Genomic DNA, 12577 nt, shown 5'->3' with positions numbered 1-12577 from the left:
TCGCTGCTGCTTGTCGCGGCGCCGAGGGTGAAGGCACCGGCGGCCGCCGCGACAAGCAGCAGCGAACCGAGGACGCGGGCGGTTCGGGGAGTCGTACGGTCGTTCCGTGTCACATGCGCTCCCTTCGGATCTGGTCGTGACCACTCTCCCGCAGATCCGCCGAAACCATCCAGAAGGACGGCACCCGAGTCTTCGACAGTGACGCCCCGCGACTCACCCCGAGCCGGGACAAGGGAGTCGGGCCGCTCCGCGTTCCCGCCGGGCTGTCCGCCGGGCTGTCCGCTGCGCGACATCGGTAGTCCCGGTGCGTTGTTTCCGTCAGGTCGGTCGGTCCCTAGCGTGATCGGTGCGGCGTGGACCGCGCACGGCGGTGCTTCTCCGCGACTCCTCGACACCTGTTCACAAGGGGGATTCATGTCCTTGACCGTGTCAACCGCACGCGGGGTACCGCCCGTTGCCGCAGCACGCAGATCGGGACTGGTGCTGCTCCTGGTCTGTGTCGCGATCTTCATGCTGATGCTCGACGCGACCGTCGTCACCGCCGCCCTCGCCGACATCCGATCGCGCTTCGGCGCCTCCATCGACGGCCTCCAGTGGGTCGTGGACGCCTACTCGATCCCGCTGGCCGGCTTCATGCTGACCTTCGCCACGCTCGGCGACCGGCTCGGGCGCAAGCGGATGTTCCTGTCCGGCATGGCCGTGTTCACCGGCGCGTCGCTGGCGTTGACGCTCGCGGACACCATTGTGCAGCTCGACGCCCTGCGCGCGGTCCAGGGCGTCGGCGCCGCGATGCTCTTCGCCACCGCGCTGCCGCTGCTGTCGGCCGCGTTCCCCGAGGCCGCGGCCCGGGCGAAGGCGATCGGCGTCTACGGCGCCGTGATGGCGGGAGCGACCGTGCTCGGACCGGTCATCGGGGGCGCGCTGGTGACGGAGTTCGGCTGGCGCTCGATCTTCACCGTCAACCTGCCCATCGGCACCGCGGTCCTGGTCCTGACCGCGCTGAAGATGCCCGAGCCGCCGCGGGCCCCCGGCCTTCGGACGGACGTACTCGGCTCGCTGCTGCTCACCGGCGGCCTGGTGACCGGGGTGTTCGCCGTGACCCGCAGCAGCGCCCTCGGCTGGACGTCGCCGACCGTGATCGGACTGCTCGGCGCGGCGGCCGTGCTCGTCATCGGCTTTCTGGCCTGGCAGATGAGAGGGGCCAAGCACCCCTTGCTCGACCTGGCCATGGCACGGAAGCCCGGGTTCGTCGGCACCGCGATCGTGTCGGTCGGGCACATGGCCACGCTGATGGCCGCGGCCACCTACCTCTCGCTCTTCCTCATGGGCACGCTCGGCTACACCCCGCTCCAGATGGGACTGCGGGTGATCCCGATCAGCGTCAGCGCGATGATCGCCGCGCCGCTGACCGCGATCTTCGCGAAGAAGCTGCCGATCTCGATCTCACTGACGGCCACCATGGCGCTGGTCACGGTGGGCATGTTCCTCCTCGGCGGCTTCGGCCACCACGACGGCTGGACCCACTTCCTGGCCGGGGAGGTGATCGGCGGTGCCGGCCTCGGCGCGCTCACCGCGGCCAACCAGGCCGCGTCCCTGACCTTCGCCGCACCGGAGAACGCGGGCATGGCCAGTGCCACCTTCGGCACGCTGCGGCAGGTCGGCATGGCGGTCGGCATCGCCGGGCTCGGCTCGATGTTCAGTCATGTGGCCGAGCACAAGGCCGCCTCGGGGATCGCGGCGATCCCCGGCGCGCGTGCGGTGCCGCGGGAGCTGCGGGACCAGTTCGTCCACCAGGTCGGGTCCGCGTCCGGTCACCAGGTGGTCGCGGCGCTGCCGCCGGGGCTGCGGGACAGCGCGCCGGCGCTGACCCGGATCGCCGACCAGGCGTCGATCGACGCGCTCAACTCCATGCTGACCCTGGGTTCGATCGTCGCGGCGGCCTCGGTGGTGCTCGCGCTGGCCGCCTTCGCGGTCGACCGCCGTCGGGTCGGCCGACCGGCGTCCGAGCGGGAGTTCACGACGGAATGAGTTCGGGCCCGGCGCCGCTCGTACCGAAGTACGCGGCCGGAGTGGCGCCGATCTCCCGTCGGAACGCGGCGACGAACGCGCTCGGGCTTCCGTAGCCGACCGCGCGGGCGACCCGTGCGACCGGCTGCCCGGCACCCAGCAGCGGCAGCGCGGCGCTGAGCCGCTGGAAGGTGCGCCAGCTGGAGAAGCTCACCCCGGTCTCGGCCCGGAACCGGCGCGACAGGGTGCGGGACGAGGCGCCGACCTCCCGGCCCCAGTCCGCCAAGTCCCTGCTGTCCGCCGGGTCCTGGCGTATCGCGAGGGCGATCCGCAGGGCCAGCGGGTCGGTGGGGAGGATCGTCGGGAGCGTGGTGACCGACAGGGGCTTCATCAGATCCCACAGAACCGCCGTGGCGCGGGCACGGCGGTCCACGGCATCGGGGCCGTCACCCAGCTCCACGAGGTGGGACAGCAACGGCCCGACCAGTCCGGTGGCATCGAGAACGGTCGGCGCCTCCCAGCGCAGCGGGCATTCGTACGGCTCGAAGTACAGCGAGAGCATCGCGCAGGAGGAGCCGGGGAGGATGGCGTGCTCCACGCCGCCGGGAAGCCACAGGGCACGCGAGCGCTGCACGACCCATTGGGAGCCGTTCACGGTCATCGTCAGCAGTCCGGTCGGCACCCAGGTGAGCTGGTGCTGCGGGTGGCTGTGCGTGGGCAGACCCGCCCCGGGCGCGAGCGGGATGACGATGCTCGCGCGCGTCTCGTAACTGATGCTGATGTGCCCCTGATCGGTCACGGGACCAACTCTACTGGCGCCCGCCGTACGGAAGTTGTCTTGCTCAGGCAAGCAAACACGGCTAAGGTCTTGCTCATGCAAGCAGGAAACAGCACGGGCAAGCAACGGGCTGGCGGGCGGGCCAAGTCCTTCACGGAGACGGGCCGCCGCGCCCAGATCGTCGCCGCGGCGATCGACGTCATCGCCGAGGTCGGCTACCAGCGGGCCTCGTTCATGAAGATCGCGCAGCGCGCGGGGCTGAGCAGCACGGGGATGATCTCCTACCACTTCGACGGCCGGGACGACCTGATGCGCGAGGTCGTCGCCGAGGCGATGCGGGTCGCGGACGTCTATATGCGCCCCCGCATCGAGGCCCACGAGCGCTACGCGGCCCGCCTGCGCGCCTCCATCGAGGGCAACCTCGATCTGCTCGCCGAGTACCCGAACCATCTGGCGGCGCTCGCCGAGGTCCTGGGCAATCTGCGCGGCGGCGACCCCGGCATGGTCGCGTTCACGCAGGGGATGGAGGCGATCCTCGCCTTCCAGGTCGAGCAGATCCGCAAGGGGCAACAGGCGGGCGAGTTCTGCGACTTCGACCCGTGGGTGATGATGCGGGCGATCCGCGCCGCCATCGACGACGTCGTGCGCCGCGCCCGCGACGAGCCCGACCTCGACGTACGCGCCACGGGCCGCGAGCTCGCGGACCTCTTCGACCGCGCCACCAGTGCCACCAGTGCCACCTCACGGTAATCACGGACACGACACACACGGGGGAAATCGCCATGGCCACCCGCCAGATACCGCAGACCGACCCGAATCCGGCCGCCGGAACCGCCGCCACGGCGGCCGAAGCGGCTACGGCTGCCGAGGCCCGACGCCGTACCGCCGCGCTCCGCCGGCAGATCGGCGCGCAGCTGCTCTTCGAACTCGTCCTGCCGCTCGGCTCCTACTACGGCCTGCGCGCCGCCGGCACCGGCCAGTGGCTCGCGCTGGTCGCAAGCGGCCTGCTGCTGGTTCCGTGGATCGTCTACGGCATCGTGCGCCAGCGGCGGGTCAACGCGATGGCCCTGTTCTCGCTGAGCCTGGTGGCCATCGCCACCGCGCTGTCCATGGTCACCGGCAGCCCGCGGGTGCTGAACCTGAGGGACAGCTGGGTCACCGCCGCGATCGGATGCTGGATCCTCGGCACCCTCCTCACCCGGCGCCCGTTCATCATGACCTCCTCGCGCGGCATCGTCATCGCCAAGGTCGGCGAGGCCGGCCTCAAGGAGTGGGAGGCCCGCTGGGACACCGAGCCGGCGTTCCGTCACCAGCTGCGGACGCTCACCGCAGTGTGGGGCGCGGTGTTCCTGCTCGACGCGGTCCTGCGTGTCGTGCTCGTGTACACCATCTCGGTGGACGCCTTCCCGCTCACCAGCACCCTGCTCTGGCTGGCGATGCTCGGCGGCCTGATCGGGTTCCACAACCGGTACGTCACCCGCAACGGCCTGAAGGTGTGAGGGAACCGACCGTGGACACCGACATCGAGGTACTGATCGCGGGAGCGGGCCCGACCGGCCTGCTGCTCGCGGGCGAACTGGGCCTGGCCGGAGTGCGCGCGGCCGTCGCGGAGCGGCTGCCGCACCGGACCGGCCACTCCAAGGCGCTCAACCTCCAGCCGCGCACCGCCGAGGTGCTGGACTGCCGAGGCTGGCTGGCACCGGTCCTGGACCGGTCGCTGACCCTCCTGCCCGCCGGCCACTTCGCCGGACTGCCACTCGACTACAGCGCGCTGGACACGGCCTTCCCGCACCAGGTCGGCATCCCTCAGGCCCGCGTAGAGGAGTTCCTGGAGGACCACCTCGCCCAGTACGGCGTCCCCGTGCTGCGCGGACGAGAGCTGACGTCGCTCCGGCAGGACGCGGACGGGGTCACCGCCACCCTCCGCGGCCCCGACGGCACCGAGTCCACCTGCCGGGCCCGGTACCTGGTGGGCGCCGACGGCGGGCGCAGCACGGTGCGCCACCTCCTGGGCACGCCCTTCCCCGGGCGGGACGGCCGCATCGGCATGGCCGTCGCCGACATCGAACTCGCACCCGTCGACGGCGGATCGGACAGCCCGGGCGAGCCCTGGCAGCTGCCCGACCTCACCCCGGACCCCGCGGGCGTCGCCTTCCTGCTCCCGCTCGGCGACGGCGTGCACCGGCTGATCCTCGGCGGCCCCGAGCAGCAGGGCGTCGACCGCGACGCCCCCGTCACCGACGACGAGGTGCGCGCGGCGCTGGCCCGCTGCCCCGGCCCGCCCCGCGCACTGCGCGCCGTACGCTGGGCCTCCCGCTTCACCGACGCCTCCCGGCAGGCCGAGCGCTACGCCGAGGGCCGCGTCCTGCTGGCCGGTGACGCCGCCCACATCCACGCCCCCGCCGGCGGGCAGGGCCTCAACCTCGGCATGCAGGACGCCTTCAACCTCGGCTGGAAGCTGGCCGCCACGCTCCGGGGCCGGGCCCCGGACGGGCTGCTGGCCACCTATCACGCGGAACGGCACCCTGTCGGCGCCCGGGTCCTGGCCAACACCCAGGCCCAGATGGTGCTGACGCTCCCCGACCCGGACGCCCTGGTGGTACGCGAACTGCTCACCGACCTGCTCACCGTGCCCGAGGCGAACCGCCGCGTCGCCGCCATGATCGCCGGCACGGACATCCGCTACCCCATGCCCGGCGCGCCGGACCACCCGCTGCTGGGGGCGCGGGCGCCCGGCGTCCGGCTGCCGGGCGGGCGGGGAGCCCTGCTGGCCGACGCCGCGTCAGCGGTCACCGCCGCGGTGAGCGCCTGGGCGGACCGCGTCGACCGCCTCAACCGCGGCCCCCTGGCCGACGAGGGCGAAGCGCTGCTGGTCCGGCCCGACGGGTACGTCTGCTGGGCGGGCCCGGACGACGACACGCACGAACTGCGCTCCGCCCTCACGCGCTGGTTCGGCCCGGCCGACGAGTTCCGCTGATCGCCCCCCCTTGGGTGACGCAGAACACAGCGACCGAACAGGAGTTCAGCACCTAGCCCACCCGCTCGGTGCCCGATATCGGGCAGGATTCTTGCGAAACCCGCGCCGGTACCCGAGGATCTACGGGTGCACGACGAACTCGTAGATCATCTGACGCGGTCCACGCCCCTCGGCAGGGGCGAGGCGCTGCGGGTGATCCAGGACGTGCTCGCCTATTTCGACGAGTCGACGGAGGATTTCGTCCGTCGCCGCCACCGCGAGCTCCAGGCCCAGGGTCTGGTGAACGCGGAGATCTTCGAACGGATCGGGGCGGACCTCAGATATCGAGCGGTGGCACCGCCCGAGCTGACGCTCAGGCAGCTGCGCCGCATGGTCTATGGCTAGGAATACCTTCATATGTGCGGAATTGTCGGTTACATCGGGAAGCGTGACGTCGCCCCCCTCCTCCTGGAGGGCCTCCAGCGCCTTGAGTACCGCGGGTACGACTCCGCGGGCATCGTGGTCACCTCCCCGAAGGCGCCCGGCCTGAAGATGGTCAAGGCCAAGGGCCGGGTGCGCGACCTGGAGGCCAAGGTCCCGGCGCGCTTCAAGGGCACCACCGGCATCGCCCACACCCGCTGGGCCACCCACGGCGCTCCGTCCGACGTGAACGCGCACCCGCACATGTCGGCCGACAACAAGGTCGCCGTCGTCCACAACGGCATCATCGACAACGCCGCCGACCTGCGCCGCAAGCTGGAGGCGGACGGCGTCGAGTTCCTCTCCGAGACCGACACCGAGGTCCTCACCCACCTCATCGCCCGCGCCACCGCCGACAAGCTGGAGGACAAGGTCCGCCAGGCCGTCCGGCTGATCGAGGGCACGTACGGCATCGCCGTGCTGCACGCCGACTTCCCCGACCGCATCGTGGTGGCCCGCAACGGCTCCCCGGTCGTGCTCGGCATCGGCGAGAAGGAGATGTTCGTCGCCTCGGACATCGCCGCGCTGGTCATGCACACCCGGCAGATAGTGACGCTGGACGACGGCGAGATGGCCACCCTCAAGGCCGACGACTTCCGCACCTACACCACCGAGGGCACGCGCACCACCGCCGAGCCCACCACGGTGGAGTGGGAGGCCGAGTCGTACGACATGGGCGGCCACGACACCTATATGCACAAGGAGATCTTCGAGCAGGCCGACGCGGTCGACCGTGTGCTGCGCGGCCGGATCGACGACCGCTTCTCCACCGTGCACCTCGGCGGCCTCAACCTGGACGCCCGCGAGGCCCGGCAGATCCGCCGGGTGAAGATCCTCGGCTGCGGCACCTCGTACCACGCGGGGCTCATCGGCGCCCAGATGATCGAGGAGCTGGCCCGCATCCCCGCGGACGCCGAGCCGGCCTCCGAGTTCCGCTACCGCAACGCGGTCGTGGACCCCGACACGCTGTACGTCGCGGTCTCCCAGTCCGGTGAGACGTACGACGTGCTCGCCGCCGTGCAGGAGCTCAAGCGCAAGGGCGCGCGGGTCTTCGGCGTGGTCAATGTGGTGGGTTCGGCGATCGCCCGGGAGGCGGACGCCGGGATCTACGTCCACGCGGGCCCCGAGGTCTGCGTCGTCTCGACCAAGTGCTTCACCAACACCACGGTCGCCTTCGCGCTGCTCGCGCTGCACCTGGGCCGCACCCGCGACCTCTCGGTGCGCGACGGCAAGCGGATCATCGAGGGCCTGCGCAGGCTGCCCGACCAGATCACCGAGATCCTCAAGCAGGAGGAGCAGATCAAGGAGCTGGCCGAGCTGTACGCCGACGCCCGCTCGATGCTCTTCATCGGCCGGGTCCGCGGCTACCCGGTCGCCCGCGAGGCCTCCCTCAAGCTCAAGGAGGTCTCGTACATCCACGCCGAGGCCTACCCCGCCTCCGAGCTGAAGCACGGCCCGCTGGCCCTGATCGAGCCCGCGCTGCCGACGGTCGCGATCATCCCGGACGACGACCTGCTGGAGAAGAACCGCGCCGCGCTGGAGGAGATCAAGGCGCGCGAGGGCAAGATCCTCGCGGTGGCCCACCGGGACCAGGAGAAGGCCGATCAGACGATCCTCGTCCCGAAGAACGAGGACGAGCTCGACCCGATCCTGATGGGCATCCCCCTCCAGCTCCTCGCCTACCACACGGCGAAGGCCCTGGGCCGCGACATCGACAAGCCGAGGAACCTGGCGAAGTCGGTGACGGTCGAGTAGAAGACGTGACGAAGGCGCCCCTGCCCCTTGGGAACACCAAGGAGCAGGGGCGCCTTCGTATCGGCTGCCACCTCGACCCACACCTGCATACGCAAAGAGGCCGGTGACCGCATTGCTGCAGGTCACCGGCCTCTTATGAGGAGGGTGAGTGACGGGACTCGAACCCGCGGCATCCTGGACCACAACCAGGTGCTCTACCAGCTGAGCTACACCCACCATGACTGGCGCTTGGAAACTTGTCGTTTCCCCGACCGGCCGAGAAGAAGTCTACAGGGTCCGAGGGGGTGCTCGCGCACACGTTTTCGCGCGGCCCCCCAGCGGACCCCGAACGGCCTCCGGGCGGACCCGGGACGGCCTGCGCCGTCGGCTACTTCGCCGCCGGCAGCACGTGCTTCGCCGCGATCGCCCGCGCCGTCTCGGAGTCCGGTCCCGGCTGCGGGACGAAGACGGCCTCGCGGTAGTAGCGCAGTTCGGCGATGGACTCGCGGATGTCGGCGAGCGCCCGGTGGTTGCCGTTCTTCTCCGGGCTGTTGAAGTACGCCCTCGGGTACCAGCGGCGGGCCAGCTCCTTGACCGAGGAGACGTCCACGATCCGGTAGTGCAGCCAGCCCTCCAGCGTCGGCATGTCCCGCAGCAGGAAGCCGCGGTCGGTGCCGACCGAGTTGCCGCACAGCGGAGCCTTGCCGGGCTCCTTCACATGCTCCTTGATGTACGCCAGGACCTGCTCCTCGGCGTCCTCAAGGGTCGTACCGTTCGGGAGCTCGGCGAGCAGCCCGGACGCGGTGTGCATCTGACGCACCACCTCCGGCATCGTCTCCAGCGCCCGCTCCGGCGGGCGGATGACGATGTCCACCCCCTCGCCGAGTACGTTCAGCTCGGAGTCGGTGACGAGGGCGGCCACCTCGATGAGAGCGTCGTCGGACAGCGAGAGGCCGGTCATCTCGCAGTCGATCCACACCATGCGATCGTTCATGCGACCACCCTAAGGCGGACCTCGCCTTTTGGATGCCCCGCGGCGGCCCGGAAGTCGGTGGAGCGGCGGGGACGAGTCGGTGGAGCGGTGGGGACGAAGCAAGGGGGTACGGAGTCTGGACCCCGTACCCCCTCACCCCGGCCTTGCGGCCGCGGAACTCCGCTCAGCTTCCGGAACGCGGTCCCGGAAGCAGCGTCATCGCCCCGGCCGCGGCCGTGCGCCTGCTCTGCATCGGCACCCCGTTGTCCCGCTCGGCGTGCAGCACCGAGGGCATCGCGGCCAGCGGCCCCGGACCCGGCAGCCCCGCGGGCGGCAACGGCTGCCCGGCCGACTGCTGGAGCGCGGCCTCCGCCTCACCCTGCTTGTCGGCACCGGGCCGACGGGCCCGGTACGCGGCCCGGTACGCGGCGGGCGAGGAGCCGAGCTGGCGGCGGAAGTGCCCGCGCAGCGCGACCGGCGAGCGGAACCCGCACCGGCCGGCCACCTCGTCCACCGAGTAGTCCGACGTCTCCAGCAGCCGCTGCGCCTGGAGCACCCGCTGGGTGATCAGCCACTGCAACGGCGCGCTCCCGGTGAGCGAACGGAACCTGCGGTCGAACGTACGACGGCTCATGTACGCGCGTGCCGCCAGCGTCTCCACGTCGAACTGCTCGTGGAGGTGCTCCAGCGCCCAGGCGACGACCTCGGCGAGCGGGTCGGCGCCGATCTCCTCGGGTAAAGACCGATCGAGGTAGCGCTCCTGACCGCCCGAACGGCGCGGCGGGACCACCAGCCGGCGGGCCAGCGCGCCGGCCGCCTCATTGCCGTGGTCCGTCCGCACGATATGCAGACAGAGATCGATTCCGGCCGCCGTACCCGCGGAGGTCAGCACGTCGCCGTCGTCGACGAACAGCTCCCGCGGATCGACGTGCACCGACGGATAGCGCTTGGCCAGCGTCGGCGCGTACATCCAGTGGGTGGTCGCCGGGCGGCCGTCGAGCAGCCCGGCGGCCGCGAGCACGAACGCGCCGGTGCACAGCCCTACGATGCGGGCGCCCTCTTCATGCGCCCGGCGCAGTGCGTCGAGCGCCTCCTCGGGCGGTGGCGCGGTGATCGAGCGCCAGGCCGGTACGACGACCGTTCCGGCGCGGGCGATCGCCTCCAGCCCATGCGGTGCGGTGAGTTCGAGACCGCCGGTGGTCCGCAGCGGACCTTCCTCGCCGCCGCACACCAGCAGTCGGTAGCGCGGCACCCCGGCGTCCTGGCGGTCGATGCCGAACACCGACAGCGGTATGGAACTCTCGAAGATGGGGCCGCCGCTGAACAGCAGCACCGCGACGATCTCCTTGCGGCGACGCCCGGACAGTTTCCGGACAGCGGCTTCCGGCGCGGCAGTGGAGTCGTGGCTCATACTGCTAAGCCCCCCTCGGTGGTCGCGGCTCCTCGGTTGTGTCGCTCCTGCACGTTTCCCCTCGGTCCTGCACGAGTCCCCCGCCGTAAAGACAGTCAAGATCGAAATCTACTGGGTCCCGCGGACACACGGTGACCAGTTCCAAATGCGGCACATTGTCGACATGACAACTTGGCGTGAAGCATTCGATCACGAAGCGTTGCACTCGTGGGCCGTGCAGGGAAGTGCGCCTCCCGGCAGTGGCCAAACCGCGTAGGGTGCGCAGCGCCCCGTGGACCCTTTCCGTGCAGGTGGAACGGGGGTTGAGGGGTGGTGGGGACCCCACTTGGGCGATATCAAGAAGTTGGCTGAAAAGAAGCGCTCGGAGGCGCGGAAACCGGTCAGTCGACCGGTGTCCGCTCCCGGGTGTGACGTCCACCTCTTTGCACGCCGCAACGCCCGCCGCCCCGGGCGCCGTTACGGCCCTCGCCCCGGCCGCCGTCCCGCCCGGCCGCCCGCGTCCCGGCGCGCCGTGATCCACGCCCCCGGCGCCCGCCCGCACCCCGGCGTGCGCCGCGCCGCGCCCCGCGCTCCGAACGTCGTAGCAGAAGCCGGCACGCGCTCGTGACGGCGGCCAGGCCCAGCGCGGTGCCGGTGGCGCCGGCGAGCGAGGTGCCGTACCAGAGCAGGACCACCGGGACGAGGACGCAGGTGAAGGCGGCCCAGCGGATCAGCTCGCCCGTGCTGTCCTGTGCGCCGGGCTCCTCATGGCGGGACCGGGGTCCGGACATCTCGTACTCCCTGAGGCGAACCGTGTCGGCCGGTGGCTCCTGGTGGCTCCCCGTGGCGGTGGCTCACCCCCTTCAACGCCCGGCCGACCGGTCGGTCACCGGCCGTGCGTCCGCGAACGCTGTGCAAAGCGCCTGTACGGGGCAGCGAGCATTGCGTAACGGGCGCGGCTCGTGCATGCTCCGGTGAACCCCTACGGATGTCGGGGTGCCGCTCACGGAGCGTGCAAGGGATCTGGGCTCGGGAGGCGTGCCGCCGTACCCTTGGGGGTATGGGGTGGGGAAGATGTTTCCCGGACACAGCTCCGCCGCACACTGTCGTCCCATCCCATAAAGGATCACAACGCCGAGACAGCCATGGCCGGTCACGAATACTCCGAACCCGCGGACCGCAAGCGACCGGTCGCCGATCCCACGGCGACCGATCCCCAGGCGGCCGAAGAGTCACGTCATTCCTGCGACCCCGCCTTCCGGCACGGAGTCGTCGTCGGCTTCGACGGCTCCACCTCCAGTGAGCGCGCCCTCGCGTACGCGATCGGCATGGCGCACCGTTCCCACTCCGGTCTGATCATCGTGCATGTCGCCAACCGGTTGCCCACCACGGTATGGGCGGGCTGCGAGCCACCGGTCTTCGTGGACGTGCCGGATCACCGTACGGAGGTGCTCGGCCTCGAACTCGCCTGTGCGGACTATCTGTCCGAGGTGCCCTGGATCCTCGTCGAGCGTGGCGGTGACATCTGCCATGAACTCGAGGAGGTGGGGCGGGAGTACGAGGCGGACGCGATCGTCGTCGGCTCCACGCACGGCATCGTGGGCCGCATCTTCGGCTCCGTAGCGGGCCGCCTCGCCCGCCGCGCACGGCGACCGGTGATCGTCATCCCCTGAGGGGCTCCCCTGAGAGCACCCTCGGCCTCGGCCGGCTCGAAGAAGTGACGACCGACGTCGTCACTCTCCAGGTGGACTCCGGGTATCCCAGGGTTCAAGCCTTGTACGAGGGTCGGGGCTACCGCAAGGCGGCTCCCTACGACGACGCCCGCACCACCAGCTCCGTCGGCAGTACCGCGTGCCGTCGTTCGCCCCGGCGCAGTCCCGAGGGGCGTTTGTCGGATATCTCGGTCAGCAGGAGGTCGATCATGGCGCGGCCCATGTTGTCGATGGGCTGGCGGACGCTGGTCAGGGGCGGGTCCATGTGGCGGGCGATGGCGGAGTCGTCGTAGCCGACGAGGGCGACGTCGTCGGGGATGCGCAGCCCGGACTCGCGCAGGACCTGGCGGGCGCCCGCGGCCGTGACGTCGGAGCCGGCGAAGACGGCGTCCAGGTCGGGGCGGCGGGACAGCAGGGCGGACATCGCCTTGCGGCCGCCCTCCTCGGTGAAGTCGCCCGGTTCTATGAGGAGTTCGTCCACCTCGTGGCCCGCCGCGCGCAGGGCGTCGCGGTAGCCGTCGACACGGCGGCGGGCCACGAGGTGGAC

At 71.1% G+C, this 12577-nt stretch carries 12 protein-coding genes and 1 tRNA gene; 7 read left to right on the top strand and 6 right to left on the bottom strand.

What is annotated here, in order from left to right:
- The first annotated feature begins 480 nt into the window (after window positions 1–480).
- Complete coding sequence (locus tag CCN72_RS19200) at window positions 481–2028, top strand: MFS transporter (RefSeq protein ID WP_158101372.1); 1548 nt, start codon at window positions 481–483, stop codon at window positions 2026–2028.
- Here CCN72_RS19200 and CCN72_RS19195 read toward each other — a convergent pair.
- Entirely contained in the window at window positions 2015–2806 is a 792-nt protein-coding gene (locus CCN72_RS19195; RefSeq protein ID WP_086808584.1) for a helix-turn-helix domain-containing protein, read from the bottom strand. The two genes, CCN72_RS19200 and CCN72_RS19195, sit on opposite strands and share 14 nt — an antisense overlap.
- Window positions 2807–2881: 75 nt before the next feature.
- Here CCN72_RS19195 and CCN72_RS19190 point away from each other — a divergent pair, with 75 nt between their 5' ends.
- The 5 genes from CCN72_RS19190 (at window position 2882) to glmS (ending at window position 7976) form a co-directional block, all read left to right on the top strand.
- Window positions 2882–3535, top strand: coding sequence for a TetR/AcrR family transcriptional regulator (locus CCN72_RS19190; RefSeq protein WP_086808583.1), 654 nt, complete (start codon window positions 2882–2884; stop codon window positions 3533–3535).
- 32 nt (window positions 3536–3567) lie between these two features.
- Window positions 3568–4284, top strand: a complete 717-nt coding sequence (locus CCN72_RS19185; RefSeq protein ID WP_086808582.1) for a VC0807 family protein — start codon at window positions 3568–3570, stop codon at window positions 4282–4284.
- Window positions 4285–4295: 11 nt separating this feature from the next.
- Window positions 4296–5762, top strand: a complete 1467-nt coding sequence (locus tag CCN72_RS19180) for an FAD-dependent monooxygenase (protein WP_086808581.1) — start codon at window positions 4296–4298, stop codon at window positions 5760–5762.
- Between the two features lie 126 nt (window positions 5763–5888).
- Complete coding sequence (locus tag CCN72_RS19175) at window positions 5889–6146, top strand: hypothetical protein (RefSeq protein WP_086808580.1); 258 nt, start codon at window positions 5889–5891, stop codon at window positions 6144–6146.
- Between the two features lie 12 nt (window positions 6147–6158).
- Complete coding sequence (gene glmS / locus CCN72_RS19170; RefSeq protein WP_085564866.1) at window positions 6159–7976, top strand: glutamine--fructose-6-phosphate transaminase (isomerizing); 1818 nt, start codon at window positions 6159–6161, stop codon at window positions 7974–7976.
- Between the two features lie 143 nt (window positions 7977–8119).
- Here the strand turns inward: glmS and CCN72_RS19165 are convergent.
- The 4 genes from CCN72_RS19165 to CCN72_RS19150 form a co-directional block, all read right to left on the bottom strand.
- A tRNA-His gene (locus CCN72_RS19165) sits at window positions 8120–8192 on the bottom strand.
- A gap of 151 nt (window positions 8193–8343) precedes the next feature.
- Complete coding sequence (orn, locus tag CCN72_RS19160) at window positions 8344–8949, bottom strand: oligoribonuclease (RefSeq protein WP_085564867.1); 606 nt, start codon at window positions 8947–8949, stop codon at window positions 8344–8346.
- Window positions 8950–9112: 163 nt separating this feature from the next.
- Window positions 9113–10339, bottom strand: coding sequence for a helix-turn-helix domain-containing protein (locus CCN72_RS19155; protein ID WP_085564868.1), 1227 nt, complete (start codon window positions 10337–10339; stop codon window positions 9113–9115).
- Window positions 10340–10719: 380 nt separating this feature from the next.
- Window positions 10720–11109, bottom strand: coding sequence for a hypothetical protein (locus tag CCN72_RS19150; RefSeq protein ID WP_086808579.1), 390 nt, complete (start codon window positions 11107–11109; stop codon window positions 10720–10722).
- A 354-nt stretch (window positions 11110–11463) separates the two neighbouring features.
- Here CCN72_RS19150 and CCN72_RS19145 point away from each other — a divergent pair, with 354 nt between their 5' ends.
- The gene (locus CCN72_RS19145) at window positions 11464–11991 is read left to right on the top strand and encodes a universal stress protein (RefSeq protein ID WP_086808578.1); all 528 of its coding nucleotides are present in this window, start codon (window positions 11464–11466) and stop codon (window positions 11989–11991) included.
- Window positions 11992–12127: 136 nt separating this feature from the next.
- Here CCN72_RS19145 and CCN72_RS19140 read toward each other — a convergent pair.
- Window positions 12128–12577, bottom strand: a 450-nt coding sequence (locus CCN72_RS19140; RefSeq protein WP_143664132.1) for a LacI family DNA-binding transcriptional regulator, incomplete at its 5' end; no start/stop codon positions are given.

The organism is Streptomyces murinus (assembly GCF_002154555.1).
GTDB lineage: Bacteria > Actinomycetota > Actinomycetes > Streptomycetales > Streptomycetaceae > Streptomyces > Streptomyces murinus.
The sequence above is the reverse complement of the archived record's forward strand: the minus strand, read 5'-3'. Positions and strand labels throughout refer to the sequence as shown.

Bases quoted from the DNA above. Each gene is read 5' to 3' on its own strand.
- CCN72_RS19190 (WP_086808583.1), top strand. From the start codon at position 2,882: ATGCAAGCAGGAAACAGCACGGGCAAGCAACGGGCTGGCGGGCGGGCC.
- CCN72_RS19185 (WP_086808582.1), top strand. From the start codon at position 3,568: ATGGCCACCCGCCAGATACCGCAGACCGACCCGAATCCGGCCGCCGGA.
- glmS (WP_085564866.1), top strand. From the start codon at position 6,159: ATGTGCGGAATTGTCGGTTACATCGGGAAGCGTGACGTCGCCCCCCTC.
- orn (WP_085564867.1), bottom strand. From the start codon at position 8,949: ATGAACGATCGCATGGTGTGGATCGACTGCGAGATGACCGGCCTCTCG.
- CCN72_RS19155 (WP_085564868.1), bottom strand. From the start codon at position 10,339: ATGAGCCACGACTCCACTGCCGCGCCGGAAGCCGCTGTCCGGAAACTG.
- CCN72_RS19150 (WP_086808579.1), bottom strand. From the start codon at position 11,109: ATGTCCGGACCCCGGTCCCGCCATGAGGAGCCCGGCGCACAGGACAGC.
- CCN72_RS19145 (WP_086808578.1), top strand. From the start codon at position 11,464: ATGGCCGGTCACGAATACTCCGAACCCGCGGACCGCAAGCGACCGGTC.